This window comes from Stenotrophomonas sp. 1337 (assembly GCF_031455455.1).
Taxonomy (GTDB): Bacteria; Pseudomonadota; Gammaproteobacteria; order Xanthomonadales; family Xanthomonadaceae; genus Stenotrophomonas; species Stenotrophomonas indicatrix.
This window is the reverse complement of sequence record NZ_JAVDSR010000008.1, coordinates 177,623-193,040: the sequence shown is the minus strand read 5'-3', so window position 1 is coordinate 193,040 and position 15,418 is coordinate 177,623. Positions and strand designations below refer to the sequence as shown.

The window sequence follows — 15,418 nt, the reverse complement described above, 5'->3', positions numbered from 1 at the left end:
CTCAGTTTACCGGGCTGCCGTCGCGGATCTGGATCGCGGCGTTGCGGGCCAGGGTATCCACGCGTTCATTGTCCGGGTCGCCGGAATGGCCTTTCACCCAGCGCCAGTCGATCTGGTGCCGCAGCGTGGCGGCCTGCAGGCGCTCCCACAGTTCACGGTTCTTCACCGGGTCACCGCCGGCGGTCTTCCAGTTCTTGCGGATCCAGCCCGGCAGCCACTGGGTCAGGCCCTGCCGTACGTACTGCGAATCGGTATAGAGGACGATCTCACAGGGCTCGGTCAACGACTCCAGCCCGGAAATGGCCGCCATCAGCTCCATCCGATTGTTGGTGGTATGCGCTTCGCCACCGCTCAGTTCGCGCTCGTGCCCCTTGTAGCGCAACAGCGCTGCCCAGCCACCGGGGCCGGGATTGCCGAGGCAGGAACCGTCGGTGTGGATTTCGATGGTTTTCAATACAACTCCAGATCAGGTAGCAACGGTGCCGTGCCAGCGCACGGGCAACGGGGTCGGCCCGGGCAGGGCCAGCGTGCGTTTTTCAGCGTGGAACAGGCAGGCCGCGCGCAGGGGGGCCCAGCCGCCGCGACGGCGGCTGCCGGCACCCTGCCACATCGGCCCCAGGTAACGCATGTCCTCGCATTCCAGCCCATGGCGCTCAAGCAGCTGGCGGATCCGCTGCGGCGTGCGCACCACCAGCCCGTGCTGGCGCCAGCGCGTGCGGAACGGGCTGAACGGGTTGAGGCTGGTCAGCCACAGATGGCCGCCGGGCATCAGCACGCGCTCGCATTCGTCCAGCAGATGGTCGGCATCGCCGACGGTCACATGCTGCAGCACGATGGCGTTGACACTCTCATTGGGCAGCGGCAACGGCAGTGCACAGCGGGTATCGCCGGCGTAACCACTGCCCTGGCGATGCAGGCGCAGACCCCGACCGCCCAGCTGCGCATCCGCCAGCCAGGCGGCGCTGGGGGCGATCCACAACCAGGGCCGGGTCGGCAGCAGCGACAGCTGCGGCAGCAGCAGCTGCCGTTCGAGCACGCGCAGGGCCTCCGCCGGTTCACTGTCGAACCACGGGGCCTGGCTCGCTTGACGGGTGCTCTGCAGCGCGGGCATGGTCCAATTCTATGCGACTGACTGCCCTGCCCGCATTTGCGGACAATTACATCTGGATGCTGATCGCCGACGACGGTGCTGCCGTGGTCGTCGATCCCGGCGACGCTGCGCCGGTACTGGCGCTGGCTGCCCGAGGCGTGCGCGTGGACACCATCCTGCTCACCCATCACCACGACGATCACATCGGCGGAGTACCGGCGCTGCAGGCGCGTTTCCCCGGGGTGCGCGTGGTCGCACCGGTCGACGAGCGCATCCCGATGGCCACCGAGCGGGTCGGTGAAGGTGAACGTGTTCAGGCACTGGGCCGGATGTTCCACGTACTATCCGTCCCCGGGCACACCCGCAGCCACATCGCGTTTCACACCGCTGAACAGCTTTTCAGCGGAGATTCGTTGTTCAGCCTGGGCTGTGGACGCCTGTTCGAAGGTACGCCGTCCCAGCTGCTGGCATCGATGCGCAAGCTGGGTGCCCTGCCCGCGCAACTGCTGCTGTGTTGCGCTCACGAGTACACCGTGTCAAATGCCGTCTTCGCGCGGCATGTCGACCCCGCCAACGCTGCCTTGTTGCAGCGCCAAGAGGAGGCTTTGGCCATGCGCCGCGATGACCGTTCCACCCTGCCAGTATCCCTGGCCGATGAAATTGCCTGCAATCCGTTCCTGCGTACCCACACGGCGCCCATCCGCGCGGCCGTGTCGGCGCACCTGGGACGCGAAGTCGTGGACGACGTCGACGTCATGGCCGGTCTCCGGCACTGGAAAGACGGCTTCCGCGCATGAGTCGCCGAAGTCTGCCGCTGGCCCTGGGTCTCGTCCTGGGGTTGGCCGGAACTGCCGGCGCACAATCGCTGGGCGCCGGCATCAGCCAGAACCTGACCGCCGCCTCGGCCCTGCCGCTGGATCCGTCAACGCTGCCGGCCGCATCGGTACGTAACGGCCAGGAGATCTTCTCCAGCTTCCGCGACGGCCTTGCAGAACCTACCTGTGACGCCGAAGCCACCAGCCCGCGCTGGCAGAAGCAGTTCGCCCATGCGCCTTCGCGGTTGGCCAACCAGGATGACGACGCGCTGGTGCTGTTCGGCTATGTGGTCGAAGAGCTGCGCAAAGCCAACCTGCCCACCGAATTCGCCCTGATTCCCTTCGTCGAAAGTGGCTACCGGCCCAATGCCCGCAACGGCAGCGGCCCGACCGGCCTGTGGCAGTTCATCGCCACCACGGCACGCAACCATCGCGTACCGATGAGCAACAACTACGACGGCCGACTGTCGGCAGTGGAGTCCACCCAGGCCGCCGTGCGCTACCTGAAGACCCTGCATGGCATGTTCGGCGGTGACTGGCGCCTGGCCACGATGGCCTACAACGCCGGTGAATACCGCGTGCTGCAGTCCATGCGCAAGGCCGGCATGAATGCGCAGAACGCCAAACCGGCCGGCCTGCCCGGGCTGTCGCCGGTCACCCATGCCTACGTCGAGAAGCTGCATGCCCTGGCCTGCGTGCTGGAAGACGTGGAAGACCAGCCGGGCGTGATGGCCTCGCTGGACCGCACCGTGCCGGTGCTGAAGGACCACACCCTGCCGGCGGGCACCAGCGTCCAGCAGTGGGCCGCCCAGCGCGCGCTGGACCCGGCGAAGATCGCCCGCCTGAATCCGGCACTGGCCGCCGGCAACCGCCCGTCGGGCACCGCCCGCGTACTGGCCCCGGTTTCGGCGTCCAACGCGGACGTTGCCGACATCACCAGCACGGCCGTTGCCACCGCAGTGGCCAGCACCGCCAGCGCCGCGCCGAGCCCGCAGGTGGCCAAGGTGGTCGCCTCGGCTGCCGATCGCCCGCGCAACCGTCGCCACACCGTTCGCAATGGCGAATCGGCATGGACCATCGCCCGCCGCTACGGCATGCCGGTAAAGGCGCTGTTGTCGCTGAACGGCTTGAGCGGCAGCAGCGTGCTGAAGCCAGGCGCGGTACTGCGCGTCGAAGACTGAGGTCGGTGCGGCGCTGACGCGCGGTTTCCGGCCAACGGCGAAGCCCCTCGCGGGTGGCGGCAGCAGCATTCATGAGTTGGGACGAGCGAGGTGGACCCACGGGGGACGCCGTGAACCCATCCTTGGGGGCTTGGCCGCGGCATCCATGCCGCGGACACCCCCGCGCGCCCACCCCGCCCGTCCCCTGGTGGTTTCCGGTGGCACCACCCACGGGTTGGAAGATGAAGAGCAGGAGCCGGTCGCTTCTGGTAGCGGCCGACCTTGGTCGGCACTCATCGCGCAGGTCACGGATCGATCAGGGTTGCGACAACAAAAAAGGCCCGGCAATGCCGGGCCTTTTCGTTCCTGCTCGCCGAAGGGCTTACAGGTTCGCTTCGGTGGTCTGGATCAAGAACTTCTTGCGCATCGCCTCGATGTAGGCCTTGGCCGCGGCCATGCCGTCGATCTGGCTCAGCTGGTCCTTCAGCTGCTTCTGCTGTTCGGCGGTCACTTCCTTGATGTCGCCCGGGTTGACCTTGTTCACCGCGAAGACCAGCGCATGGCCGTTGACGTCGACCTTGCCGTAGCTCGGCTTGCCCTCGGCAGGCAGCGGCGCACTGAAGATCGCACGGTTGATCTCCGGGGTCGGCACCGGCTGGCTGCGCGGCAGGCCCGGCATCGGGCTCAGCTGCAGCTTCTCGCTGGCAGCCAGCGACTGCAGGGTCGCGCCGGCCTTCAGCTTGGCCAGCAGGGCATCGGCGGCCTTGTCACCGGCCTGGCGCTGACGGTCGGCACGGATCGCGGCGATCACCTGCTCACGCGCCTTGTCCAGCGGCAGCGCCTGCTCCGGGGTATGCGCGGCAACGCGGATCACCACGCTGTGGTTGCTGCTGCCGCCCAGGGCGATCGGATCGCTGGCGGTACCGTCCTGCACCAGGACGTCGGAGAAGGCGGCACGCAGCACGGCCGGATCAGCGGCAATACCGGTGGCGGTGGTGCGCGTGATCGGGCCCAGCGTCTGCATCGACAGGCCGACCGCCTTGGCGGCCGCGGACAGGTCGCTCGGGCTCTTGTTGATGGCATCGACCAGGCGGCCCGCCAGATCGTTGAAGCCGCGCTCGCCGTCGGCCTTCAACTGCTCGGCAGCCAAGGTGTCGCGCACTTCTTCGAAGGACTTGCCCTGGCCGCCACGAACCGCTGCGACCTTGATGATGTGGTAACCGAAGTCGGTCTTGACCGGGCCGATCACCTCACCCGCCTTGGCACCAAACAGTGCATCTTCGAACGGCTTGACCATCGCGCCCCGCTCCACCCAGCCCAGGTCACCGCCCTGCGCCTTGGAGCCGGGATCTTCCGAGTTCGCCTTGGCCAGCGCGGCAAAGTCGGCACCTGCCGCCTTTGCTTCGACAGCCAGCTTGGCGGCCTTGGCTTCAGCACCGTCGCCGGTGATCAGGATGTGCGCCGCCTGGCGCTGTTCCGGCGTGGTGAACTTGGCCTTCTCATCTTCATAGCGCTTGCGCAGGGTCGCTTCATCGGCCGCAGTCGGCGCCGGCAGGTTGGCACCATTGAGCTCGACATATTCCAGCGACACCGATTCGGCCTGGCGGAAATCCTTGCCATGGCTGTCGTACCACTGCTTGATCTGCGCGTCGGTCACCGGCGCGGTATCCACCGGAACTTCCGGCAGCGCGGCCAGTTCCACATCGCGGGTCTCGCCCAGCAGCTTCAACAGACGCTCGGTCTCGGCCTGGGTGACAAAGCCGGAATTCTGCAGGCCCGACGGGATCACCGACTGCTGCAGGCTCTCACGCACCAGTTCCTGGAACTGGGTCGGCGTGCGCGGCGGATTGCCACCGGCCAGGGCCAGACGGTAATTGCTTTCGCTGAACTTGCCATCGGCGCCCAGGAAGCCCGGAATGGTGGTGATGTATTCGCGCACAGCGCCGTCGCCAATCACGACACCGGCCTGCTCACCGACCAGGCGCACGACCTGCTCGTCGATCAACTGGTCGAGCACGGCCAGCTTGTTCTCGGTGCTTTCGAACGCGCGCGGGTCGAAGTTCTCGCCCTGCTGCTGGCGTTCGCGCATGCGTTCCTGCTCGAAACGGGTGCGGAAGTCCTGTGCACTGATCTCATGGTGCTGCCACATCATGCGCACCGGCCACCAGGACGGTGCCGAGCGCCACCAGGTCGGCGGTGCCGAAACCTTGGCGACGTTCTGTGCGCCGACGCCACCGAGGTAGCTGTTGTCGATCACGAACAGGAACGGAATCATCAGCAGCCCCAGGATCACGGTGACGATCCAGCCTGAGGTCTTGTCGCGGAGTTTCTGCAGCATGGTGAGGAATCACAAGGCTTGATTGGCGAGCCCGGCAGTGTAACCCGCTTCGCGGCGTGGACCAAAAGCAGTGGCAGCAGGGCCTGGCGCCATCCCGCCCAGGCGATCTACAGGTTCGCGCGCATCGAATGATGGAAACGGCGCAAAGAAAAAGCCCCCGACTTGCGTCGAGGGCTCTTAGAGTTGGCGGAGCGGACGGGACTCGAACCCGCGACCTCCGGCGTGACAGGCCAGCATTCTAACCAGCTGAACTACCGCTCCGCGCTTGAAACTTTGCAGGCGCTCAGTATATCCGAAGACTTCCTGAAAACCTACCCCGCTGAACACTTTTTTCAAAGTTTTTTCACGAGGATTTAAGAGTTTTGCAATGGCGGAGCGGACGGGACTCGAACCCGCGACCTCCGGCGTGACAGGCCAGCATTCTAACCAGCTGAACTACCGCTCCGTATTGCAGACCTCTTTGTTTTCTCTACAACCGGTTGGTTGGAGAGAAAACAAGGCCCCCAGCTTTTCGGCCGGGGGCCTCGTTGAAAATGGCGGAGCGGACGGGACTCGAACCCGCGACCTCCGGCGTGACAGGCCAGCATTCTAACCAGCTGAACTACCGCTCCACATTTCAAACTTACCGCGGTGCTGTGGTGGGTGCTGAGGGTTTCGAACCCCCGACCCTCTCCGTGTAAAGGAGACGCTCTACCGCTGAGCTAAGCACCCCAGCGAGCCGCTTAGTTTACAGCATCCTTCAGGGCCTTACCAGCCTTGAACGACGGATTCTTCGAAGCAGCGATCTTGATGGTGTCGCCGGTCTTCGGGTTGCGGCCGGTGCGGGCAGCACGGTCGCGGACCTGGAAGGTACCGAAGCCAACCAGGGTGACCGCATCGCCGTCCTTCAGCGCCTTGGTGACGGCAGCAACGACGGCATCGACAGCGCGGCTGGACTCGGCCTTGGTCAGGTCGGCAGCTTCAGCAACGGCATCGATCAATTCGGTCTTGTTCATTCTTTACAACTCCTTTGGCGGTGGGTTCCGCGTATTCGACAGGGAAGCAACCGCACGACGTCTGCATGCGGTTGCCATGTGGAAACGGTTCGCCGAATTCAGTGAGCGCTGACTGCGATCACTCATTCGCGAGTGCTGCTTTTATACCAGCGGCCCTACCCCCACGCAAGCTGGAAAGCCAGCAACGACGCGGGTTTCAAGCATTTCGACAGGACGCATCAATGCTTGACGCGCGCGTTTCCACTCGGTTTGGCCTTGCTGCGCACCGTGACGCGCTGCGCACTCTTGCGCGTCTTCTTCAGTGCCAGCGGACGTTCCAGGGCCAGATCGAGCACTTCCTCGATGTACTTCACCGGCACGATCTCCAGGTCGCGGGTGACGTTGGCCGGAATGTCAGCAAGATCCTTGCGGTTCTCATCGGGGATGATCACCGTGCGGATTCCGCCGCGCAGGGCCGCCAGCAGCTTCTCCTTGAGGCCGCCGATCGCGGTGACGCGACCACGCAGGGTGATTTCGCCGGTCATCGCCACATCGGCGCGCACGGCGACCTTGGTCAGCATCGACACCAGCGAGGTCACCATTGCCGCACCGGCACTGGGGCCATCCTTCGGCGTCGCACCATCGGGTACATGCAGGTGCACGTCGTGCTTCTGCAGGAAGTCCGCATCGATGCCGAAGCGCTCGGCACGCGAACGCACCACCGACAACGCCGCCGACGCTGATTCCTTCATCACGTTGCCGAGCTGGCCGGTCAGGATCAGCTGGCCCTTGCCCGGTACCAGCGTCGATTCGATCTGCAGCAGATCGCCACCGACTTCGGTCCAGGCCAGGCCCGTGACCAGGCCGATCTCGTTCTCTTCTTCGGCACGGCCGAAGTCGAAGCGACGCACGCCCAGGTACTTGTCCAGGCTCTTGCTCGACACGCTCACCAGCGCCTTGGACTTGCGCGCGCCCTTCTTCGCCTTCGCCACCGGCTGCGGCCCACCCAGCGCGATTTCCTTCACCACCTTGCGGCAGATCTTGGCGATCTCGCGTTCCAGGTTGCGCACGCCGGATTCGCGCGTGTAGTAGCGCACGATGTCCTGGATGGCATCGCTGCCGATCTCCAGCTCTTCCGGCTTCAGGCCGTTGGCCTTGATCTGCTTGGGCGACAGGTAACGGGTGGCGATGTTGAGCTTCTCATCCTCGGTGTAACCGGGGATGCGGATCACTTCCATGCGGTCCAGCAGCGGGCCGGGGATGTTGAGCGAGTTGGAGGTCGCCACGAACATCACTTCGGACAGGTCCAGGTCCACTTCCAGGTAGTGGTCGTTGAACGCGTTGTTCTGCTCGGGATCGAGCACTTCCAGCAGCGCCGAGGACGGATCGCCACGGAAGTCCATCGACATCTTGTCGATCTCGTCCAGCACGAACAGCGGGTTCTTGCTGCCGACCTTGTTGAGGTTCTGCACGATGCGGCCCGGCATCGAACCGACATAGGTACGACGGTGGCCACGGATCTCGGCTTCATCGCGCACGCCGCCGAGCGACATGCGCACGAACTTGCGGTTGGTGGCCTTGGCGATGGACTGGCCCAGCGAGGTCTTGCCCACGCCCGGCGGCCCGACCAGGCACAGGATCGGACCCTTCATCTGCTTCACCCGCGACTGCACCGCCAGGTATTCAAGGATGCGTTCCTTGACCTTCTCCAGGCCGTAGTGATCGGCATCGAGGGTGTCCTGCGCGGCCTTCAGGTCCTTGCGCACCTTGCTGCGCTTCTTCCACGGCACGCCCAGCAGCCACTCCAGGTAGTTGCGCACGACCGCCGCTTCGGCAGACATCGGCGACATCTGCTTGAGCTTGTTGAGCTCGTTGCGCGCCTTGGCTTCCACCGGCTTGGGCATGCCCGCTTCGGCGATCTTGCGCGCCAGCTCTTCCAGTTCGCCCGGCGCATCGTCCAGGTCACCCAGTTCCTTCTGGATGGCCTTCATCTGTTCGTTGAGGTAGTACTCGCGCTGGCTCTTTTCCATCTGCGACTTCACGCGGCCGCGGATGCGCTTTTCCATCTGCTGCACGTCGATCTCGCCGTCGACCAGGCCGACCAGCATCTCCAGGCGTTCGCCCACGGCCAGCGTTTCCAGCAGGCGCTGCTTGTCCGACAACCGCACGCTGATATGGGCGGCGATGGTATCGGCCAGGCGTGTCGGCTCATCGATGCCGGCCAGGGTCTGCAGCAACTCCGGCGGCAGCTTGCGGTTGGTCTTGACGTACTGCTCGAACAGCGACATCAGCGAGCGGGCGATGGCCTCGATTTCGCGCGGCTCGCGTGCATCGACGGCCTCGATTTCCACGGCCTGGCCGTGCAGCGATCCATCGCGTTCGCTCACGCTGGTCACCTGCACGCGCGACAGGCCTTCGACCAGCACCTTGATGGTGCCGTCGGGCAGCTTCAGCAGCTGCAGCACCTGCGCCAGCGTGCCGACCTGGTAGAGGTCGGCGGCCTGCGGGTCATCGGTCTCGGCCGACTTCTGCGCCAGCAGCAGGATGCGCTTGTCTGCTTCCATCGCCTGTTCCAGCGCGTGCATGGACTTGTCGCGGCCGACGAACAGCGGGATGACCATGTGCGGGAATACCACTACGTCGCGCAGCGGCAGGACCGGCAGGTCGAGGGTCTCACTTGGGGAACGGGCCATGGGGGCTCCAGGGAAGGGGAAAACCGTCTCCGGGAGGGCATCTTCCGGAGACAAAAAAAGCCGATGGCCCCGTTATGGGGCCATCGGCTTTCAGATGCAAGACGTTCCGAGAAAATTCTTTCTATTCAACAAGTTGAAAGAATCATTCGGCGCCAGCGGCCTTCTGTTCAGGGACCGGCGGGGTCTGGTAGATCAGGTACGGCTCGGACTTGTGCTCGATCACCGATTCATCCACGACAACCTTGCTGACGTTTTCCTGCGACGGCAGGTCGTACATGGTGTCCAGCAGGACCGATTCGACGATGGTGCGCAGGCCGCGGGCGCCGGTCTTGCGCTTGAGCGCCTTCTTGGCGATGGCCGACAAGGCGTCCGGACGGAACTCCAGCTCGACGTTCTCCATCTCGAACAGCTTCTTGAACTGCTTGGTGATGGCGTTCTTCGGCTCGGTCAGGATGCGGATCAGGGCCGGCTCGTCCAGCTCCTCCAGGGTCGCGACCACCGGCAGGCGGCCCACGAACTCGGGAATCAGGCCGAACTTGATCAGGTCTTCCGGCTCGACTTCAGCCAGCACCTTGCCCACTTCCTGCTTGCGCTCGCTGCTCTTCACCTTGGCGCCGAAACCGATGCCACCGGCGTCGTTGGAGCGCTGCTGGATCACCTTGTCCAGGCCGGCAAACGCACCGCCGCAGATGAACAGGATGTTTTTGGTGTCCACCTGCAGGAATTCCTGCTGCGGATGCTTGCGCCCACCCTGCGGCGGAACGCTGGCAACGGTGCCTTCGATCAGCTTCAACAGGGCCTGCTGCACGCCTTCGCCGGACACATCGCGGGTGATCGACGGGTTCTCGCTCTTGCGCGAGATCTTGTCGATTTCATCGATGTAGACGATGCCCTGTTGTGCCTTCTCGACGTCGTAGTCGCACTTCTGCAGCAGCTTCTGGATGATGTTCTCCACGTCCTCGCCCACGTAACCGGCTTCGGTCAGCGTGGTGGCGTCGGCCATGGTGAACGGCACGTTGAGCAGGCGGGCCAGGGTCTCGGCCAGCAGGGTCTTGCCCGAACCGGTCGGACCGACCAGCAGGATGTTCGACTTCGCCAGCTCGACTTCGTCGTTCTTCTGGCGGCTCTCGATGCGCTTGTAGTGGTTGTACACGGCCACGGCCAGGGTCCGCTTGGCGCGGTTCTGTCCGATCACGTACTGGTCGAGCACCTCGAGGATCTCGCGCGGCTTGGGCAGCGAACTGCGCGCCGACTGCGCCTTTTCCTCAAGCTCCTCTCGGATGATGTCGTTGCACAGCTCCACGCACTCATCGCAGATGAACACGCTCGGACCGGCAATCAGCTTGCGCACTTCATGCTGGCTCTTGCCGCAGAAAGAGCAGTAGAGGATCTTGCCGGTGTCCGTGGAACGACCTTGGCGGTCTTCGCTCATGCTTCGCTTACCCAGTTACCCCACCCGCTGAACGGGGGTTCGATTCGAGAATAACACAGGGCCGGAGGGACATCAGTCCACCCGACCCTGCAGGAACGGGGCCTGCCATGGCCCCGTGAGTGCCGGTCAGCCGGCCTGGATCGACTCTTCCGGACGACGCTCCAGGACCTGGTCGACCAGGCCGTAGGCGACCGCATCGACCGCGCTCTTGAAGTTGTCGCGCTCGGTATCGCGCGCGATGGTCTCCAGCGACTGGCCGGTGTGCTTGGCCAGCACTTCGTTCAGGCGCGCACGCAGGGTCAGGATCTCGCGTGCGTGGATGTCGATGTCGGTGGCCTGGCCCTGGAAGCCACCCAGCGGCTGGTGGATCATCACCCGCGAGTTCGGCAGCGCATAGCGCTTGCCCGCCGCACCGGACGCCAGCAGCAGCGCGCCCATCGAGGCGGCCTGGCCAACGCAGATGGTGCTCACGTCCGGCTTGATGTACTGCATGGTGTCGTAGATCGCCATGCCGGCGGTGACCACGCCACCCGGCGAGTTGATGTAGATGCTGATGTCCTTTTCCGGGTTTTCCGCTTCCAGGAACAGCAGCTGCGCCACCACCACGTTGGCCATGTGATCGTCGATCGGGCCAACCAGGAAGATCAGGCGCTCCTTCAACAGGCGCGAATAGATGTCGTAGGCACGCTCGCCGCGGCTGGTCTGCTCGACCACCATGGGAACCATGTTCAGGGCTTTGGTTCGGTTGTCCATTTCGTGAGGTACCTATCTTGGGGGGAAACACCCCCGCGCCAGGGCTGGCGCGGGGTATCCGGCAATCCGCCAGCGATTACTGGCGGATCGCGTCCTGGAACGACAGCTTTTCTTCAGTGTGCTGGGCGCGCTCGGCGATCCAGTCGATCACCTGCTCTTCCATCACGCGGTTCTGCAGGCCAGACATCAGCTGGGGGTCGTTGCGGTACATCTCAATGACCTGTTCCGGCTCTTCGTAGGTCGAGGCGATCAGACGCATCGTTTCATTCAGACGCTTCGGCTCCAGGCGCAGGTCGTTGCTGCGGGCCACTTCGCCGACCACCAGGCCGACCAGCACGCGCTTGGCAGCAGCGTCCTTGAAGCCTTCGTGGGCGTCGGCCGGGATCTCGCCCGGGTTGCGGCCACTGCGGCGGATCTGCTCGACCTGCTGGGCCAGCATGGCACGGGCTTCGTTCTCGACCAGGCGCGGCGGCATTTCCACCGACGAATAGGCCGCGATCAGCTGCTCGCCGACTTCACGACGCAGGCGGTTCATCAGTGCGCCCTTCAGCTCACGCTCGAGGTTGGCGCGGATGTCGCTGCGGAACTGCTCGACGTCGCCACCCTTCACGCCGAAGCTCTTGATGAAGGCTTCATCGACGGCCGGCACGACCGGCTCGGACACGTCGCTGACCTTCACGGTGACCTGCACGGTCTTGCCCGCCAGCGCCGGCACGCGCCAGTCAGCCGGGAACTCGACGTCCAGGGTTTTCTCTTCGTCCTTGGCCATGCCGACCAGGCCCTGCTCGATGGTCTCGAACATCATGCCCTGGCCGAGCACGATGCTGCCCTTCTCGGTGCCTTCGGCCGGCAGGCGCTCGTCACCGGCCTGCGACCAGGTTTCCAGTGCGACCAGGTCGCCGTCCTGTGCGGCGCGGGTAACCGGAGACCAGCTGCGACGCTGCGTCTGCAGGTTCTCGATCATCTGGTCGATGTCGGCATCGGTGATTTCGGCGGTGTGGCGCACCACGGTCAGCTTGCTGACGTCGATGTCACCGAAGTCCGGCACCACTTCGACGGTGGCCACGAAGGAGAACTCACCCTCGTCACCCTTGTCGATGCGCGGGCTGCCGACGATGCGCAGGTCGTGCTCACGCACGGCGGCGTCGAAGGTTTCGCGCAGCAGGCCGTCCAGCGCCTCGCCACGGACCTGCGCGCCGAAGCGCTGCTCGATCACCTTGGCCGGTACTTTGCCCGGACGGAAACCCTTGATGCGGGTGGTGCGGGCGATTTCGCCCAGGCGGCCGTTGATGTGGCTCTGCAGACGGTCTTCCGGCAGCGAGAAGCTCAGGCGGCGTTCCAGGTTGCCGATGGTTTCGATCGAAGCTTGCATGTTGACTCCTGCCACCGGTGGCGCCCTGGCCCCCGGCTCGATGATGGATGAAACGGTTGTAAGGACACGACGTCGATGACGCGCCTGCTTGCCGCAGCCCTTTAGTTTCGCCCAATTCGGGCGGCGCCGCCAGCACGGCCGGGCGCAGGGGTTGACGCGGAATGCCCGACTGGGCGGGGGACGGGCCGGCCTGGTGCGAAAGGGGGGACTCGAACCCCCACGCCTTGCGGCACTGGAACCTAAATCCAGGGCGTCTACCAATTCCGCCACTTTCGCGTGGCCGGCTCAGATGTTCATTGTTGCAGGCGGGGGCGGAAAGCGGAAGGCCTCCACAAAACTGAACAGGGAAATTGCCCTTTGGAGTCGGCCTGGGCGCATCCCGCCCCAGGCCGATCCGGGTCAGCGGGCCGCCGGCGCGGGCTCGGGTGTTTCGCCCGCAGGGACGCCGGCCGCATCGTCACTGGGCGTTTCCAGCGTGGCGCCATCGGCGGAGCGCGTCATTTCAACCGCGCCAGCAGGCAGCGCCTCCCCTGTCGCCCCGGTCGACTGCGCGGCGTCGCGACCATCCACCGGCTGTGCAGCGACGTGGTCGACATCCGCAGATCGCTCGACCGTCCGCGCGTAGTCCGGTGCAGCGGCGGTGGCCGCCTCGTCCGCCCTGCAGCCTGACAGCGCGATCACCACCAGGCCGGACAGCATTACGCCCGTGCTCTTGTTGAACGTCATCGAAGCACTCCTCATGCATGCGCCTTCGGCGCGGAACACCTATTGGGAGCGATGCCGACAGCAACCGGTGAGAAGCAGCTCACAGCATTGAACATGCTGATGACGCATGTGACGCTGATTTCAGCCACGCTTCAGTAGAGCCAGGCGATGCGTGGATGAACCCATCAATGCCTGCGATATCCCCCCATGACGGGGATCTGCCGACGCTGCCGCAGGCAAGAAAAAAGCCACTTGGCGGACCAAGTGGCTTTCGTCTGGTGGGCTGTCAAGGATTCGAACCTTGGACCTATTGATTAAGAGTCAACTGCTCTACCAACTGAGCTAACAGCCCGAAATCGGGGGGCGAATTATGACCCGATCCGCGAGGGCGTTGCAAGCACTTTCTTCAACGTCGTTGAAACAAGCACTGCAACCAGCGATCCATCGCGAAGGGTTACATCTTGAAGAAAAAAGCCACCGGGCGGACCCGATGGCTTCTGTCTTGGTGGGCTGTCAAGGATTCGAACCTTGGACCTATTGATTAAGAGTCAACTGCTCTACCAACTGAGCTAACAGCCCTTGAAACTCAGGCGCACATTATAGCCGGCGACCTGTTTATTGCAATACCGTTTCGGCGATGCCGATGCGGTTGAATCAGTGGGGTGGCTGAGGGGATTCGAACCCCCGACCACCGGAATCACAATCCGGTACTCTAACCAACTGAGCTACAGCCACCACTGAAACTTTCGCTTCACCGCCAATGCTGCCGACGCTGACGCTTGATACGTTGCCCGAGGACTGTCACCGAAGTTCAGGTCCGCCGAAGCGAGTCCGACATTCTGGTGGAGTCTGCATGCTTTTGCAAGCACTTCTTCACATCCGCCAGCTACGTTCCGGTGTCGCGCCAATGGCGCGCCCGACAGGAATCGAACCTGTAACCGCCGGCTTAGAAGGCCGGTGCTCTATCCAGTTGAGCTACGGGCGCCCGAACCGGAACGGCGTCCAATCCGACGTGACGTGGGATTGGTCGGGGTAGAGGGATTCGAACCCCCGACATCCTGCTCCCAAAGCAGGCGCGCTACCAGACTGCGCTATACCCCGGTGTTGCAATCCCCTCGGGTGTGAACCCGGGGAGCTGACCATTGTGGCCAAGCGCCGTGCGAACTGTCAACGCGAAATGCCTGCCCTGCCCCGCCATGACCACAGCTTACTCAGTCATCGGCTATGCTCGCAGCCAGCGGCCGGATGGCCGAATCGCCCCCTTTCCGCACGGAGACCTCGCATGCGCAGCGGCAACCCGGCTCTTTCCGAGTCGACCTTCCTCGATCTGGCCAGTGGCTCGGTAGTAACCAGCCCCGACCAGGCCATGACCCTCAATGGCACCGTCAACAAGACCGGCCTCCTGCTGCTGTTGACCGTGCTGACCGCCGCCTTCGCCTGGAACCAGAGCGTGGACGACTATGACCAGGTGATGGCCGGCGCCAAGCTGTACGCCATGGGCGGTGCGATCGGCGGTCTGGTGCTGGCCCTCATCACCGTCTTCAAGAAGGAGTGGTCGCCCGTCACCGCGCCGATGTATGCGCTAGTCGAAGGCCTGTTCCTGGGTGCAATTTCCGCACTGTTCGAACTGCGCTTCCCGGGCATCGTTTTCCAGGCTGTGCTGCTGACCTTCGGCACCCTGTTCGCATTGCTGATCGCCTACCGTAGCGGCGTGATCAAAGCCACCGAGAACTTCAAGCTCGGCGTGGTCGCTGCCACAGGCGGCATCGCCCTGCTCTACCTGGCTTCGTTCGTGTTGTCGTTCTTCAACATCAACGTGCCGGTGATCCATGACGCCAGCTGGCTGGGCATCGCCTTCAGCCTGTTCGTGGTGGTCGTGGCCGCGCTGAACCTGGTGCTGGATTTCGACTTCATCGAAACCGGCGTGGCCCAGCGCGCGCCGAAGTACATGGAATGGTATGGCGCATTCGGCCTGATGGTGACCCTGGTCTGGCTGTATGTGGAGTTCCTGCGCCTGCTGTCGAAGATCCAGCAGCGCTGATCCAGTCCATGCCGTAAACGACAAGGCCGCGGTCCGTCGGGATCG

General features: G+C 64.2%; 12 protein-coding genes and 10 tRNA genes. 3 read left to right on the top strand and 19 right to left on the bottom strand.

Features of this window, described 5'->3' with window-relative positions; all coding sequences use genetic code 11:
* Nucleotide 1 precedes the first annotated feature (1 nt).
* Together rnhA and J2X70_RS13250 are read right to left on the bottom strand one after the other, a co-directional pair.
* Nucleotides 2-454: a ribonuclease HI gene (gene rnhA, locus J2X70_RS13255; RefSeq protein ID WP_025878155.1), complete on the bottom strand. Its 453-nt coding sequence runs from the start codon at nucleotides 452-454 to the stop codon at nucleotides 2-4.
* A 12-nt stretch (nucleotides 455-466) separates the two neighbouring features.
* Nucleotides 467-1,111 (bottom strand): methyltransferase domain-containing protein, encoded by a 645-nt coding sequence (locus J2X70_RS13250; protein WP_025878154.1) that lies wholly within the window; start codon nucleotides 1,109-1,111, stop codon nucleotides 467-469.
* 11 nt (nucleotides 1,112-1,122) lie between these two features.
* Here J2X70_RS13250 and gloB point away from each other — a divergent pair, with 11 nt between their 5' ends.
* Both gloB and J2X70_RS13240 read left to right on the top strand, forming a co-directional pair.
* The gene (gene gloB / locus J2X70_RS13245) at nucleotides 1,123-1,887 is read left to right on the top strand and encodes a hydroxyacylglutathione hydrolase (RefSeq protein WP_309910695.1); all 765 of its coding nucleotides are present in this window, start codon (nucleotides 1,123-1,125) and stop codon (nucleotides 1,885-1,887) included.
* Nucleotides 1,884-3,086 (top strand): lytic transglycosylase domain-containing protein, encoded by a 1,203-nt coding sequence (locus J2X70_RS13240; protein WP_105163518.1) that lies wholly within the window; start codon nucleotides 1,884-1,886, stop codon nucleotides 3,084-3,086. The genes gloB and J2X70_RS13240 overlap by 4 nt, the downstream gene beginning before the upstream one ends.
* 361 nt (nucleotides 3,087-3,447) lie before the next feature.
* On the opposite strand, the gene J2X70_RS13235 is transcribed toward J2X70_RS13240, so the two are convergent.
* The 17 genes from J2X70_RS13235 to J2X70_RS13155 form a co-directional block, all read right to left on the bottom strand.
* Nucleotides 3,448-5,403, bottom strand: a complete 1,956-nt coding sequence (locus J2X70_RS13235; RefSeq protein ID WP_032977385.1) for a peptidyl-prolyl cis-trans isomerase — start codon at nucleotides 5,401-5,403, stop codon at nucleotides 3,448-3,450.
* A gap of 184 nt (nucleotides 5,404-5,587) precedes the next feature.
* Nucleotides 5,588-5,664: transfer RNA gene (locus J2X70_RS13230), tRNA-Asp, on the bottom strand.
* Between the two features lie 107 nt (nucleotides 5,665-5,771).
* A tRNA-Asp gene (locus J2X70_RS13225) sits at nucleotides 5,772-5,848 on the bottom strand.
* Nucleotides 5,849-5,937: 89 nt separating this feature from the next.
* Nucleotides 5,938-6,014 (bottom strand) — tRNA-Asp (locus J2X70_RS13220).
* A gap of 25 nt (nucleotides 6,015-6,039) precedes the next feature.
* Nucleotides 6,040-6,114 (bottom strand) — tRNA-Val (locus tag J2X70_RS13215).
* A gap of 11 nt (nucleotides 6,115-6,125) precedes the next feature.
* Nucleotides 6,126-6,398: an HU family DNA-binding protein gene (locus J2X70_RS13210; protein WP_004146343.1), complete on the bottom strand. Its 273-nt coding sequence runs from the start codon at nucleotides 6,396-6,398 to the stop codon at nucleotides 6,126-6,128.
* Between the two features lie 218 nt (nucleotides 6,399-6,616).
* Nucleotides 6,617-9,070: an endopeptidase La gene (gene lon, locus J2X70_RS13205; RefSeq protein ID WP_309910692.1), complete on the bottom strand. Its 2,454-nt coding sequence runs from the start codon at nucleotides 9,068-9,070 to the stop codon at nucleotides 6,617-6,619.
* 142 nt (nucleotides 9,071-9,212) lie between these two features.
* A complete protein-coding gene (gene clpX / locus J2X70_RS13200) occupies nucleotides 9,213-10,502 on the bottom strand; it encodes an ATP-dependent Clp protease ATP-binding subunit ClpX (RefSeq protein WP_025878143.1) in 1,290 nt (429 codons plus the stop codon).
* Nucleotides 10,503-10,628: 126 nt separating this feature from the next.
* Entirely contained in the window at nucleotides 10,629-11,255 is a 627-nt protein-coding gene (clpP, locus tag J2X70_RS13195) for an ATP-dependent Clp endopeptidase proteolytic subunit ClpP (RefSeq protein ID WP_025878142.1), read from the bottom strand.
* A gap of 76 nt (nucleotides 11,256-11,331) precedes the next feature.
* On the bottom strand, nucleotides 11,332-12,627 hold the full coding sequence (gene tig / locus J2X70_RS13190; protein ID WP_025878140.1) for a trigger factor: 1,296 nt from the start codon (nucleotides 12,625-12,627) through the stop codon (nucleotides 11,332-11,334).
* A gap of 191 nt (nucleotides 12,628-12,818) precedes the next feature.
* Nucleotides 12,819-12,903, bottom strand: a tRNA-Leu gene (locus J2X70_RS13185).
* A 123-nt stretch (nucleotides 12,904-13,026) separates the two neighbouring features.
* Complete coding sequence (locus J2X70_RS13180) at nucleotides 13,027-13,353, bottom strand: hypothetical protein (RefSeq protein WP_309910689.1); 327 nt, start codon at nucleotides 13,351-13,353, stop codon at nucleotides 13,027-13,029.
* 255 nt (nucleotides 13,354-13,608) lie between these two features.
* A tRNA-Lys gene (locus tag J2X70_RS13175) sits at nucleotides 13,609-13,684 on the bottom strand.
* 151 nt (nucleotides 13,685-13,835) lie between these two features.
* A tRNA-Lys gene (locus J2X70_RS13170) sits at nucleotides 13,836-13,911 on the bottom strand.
* Nucleotides 13,912-13,990: 79 nt separating this feature from the next.
* Nucleotides 13,991-14,067 (bottom strand) — tRNA-His (locus J2X70_RS13165).
* 173 nt (nucleotides 14,068-14,240) lie between these two features.
* A tRNA-Arg gene (locus J2X70_RS13160) sits at nucleotides 14,241-14,317 on the bottom strand.
* A gap of 39 nt (nucleotides 14,318-14,356) precedes the next feature.
* Nucleotides 14,357-14,433 (bottom strand) — tRNA-Pro (locus J2X70_RS13155).
* Nucleotides 14,434-14,614: 181 nt separating this feature from the next.
* Here J2X70_RS13155 and J2X70_RS13150 point away from each other — a divergent pair.
* A complete protein-coding gene (locus tag J2X70_RS13150) occupies nucleotides 14,615-15,373 on the top strand; it encodes a Bax inhibitor-1/YccA family protein (protein WP_309910687.1) in 759 nt (252 codons plus the stop codon).
* Nucleotides 15,374-15,418: the final 45 nt, after the last annotated feature.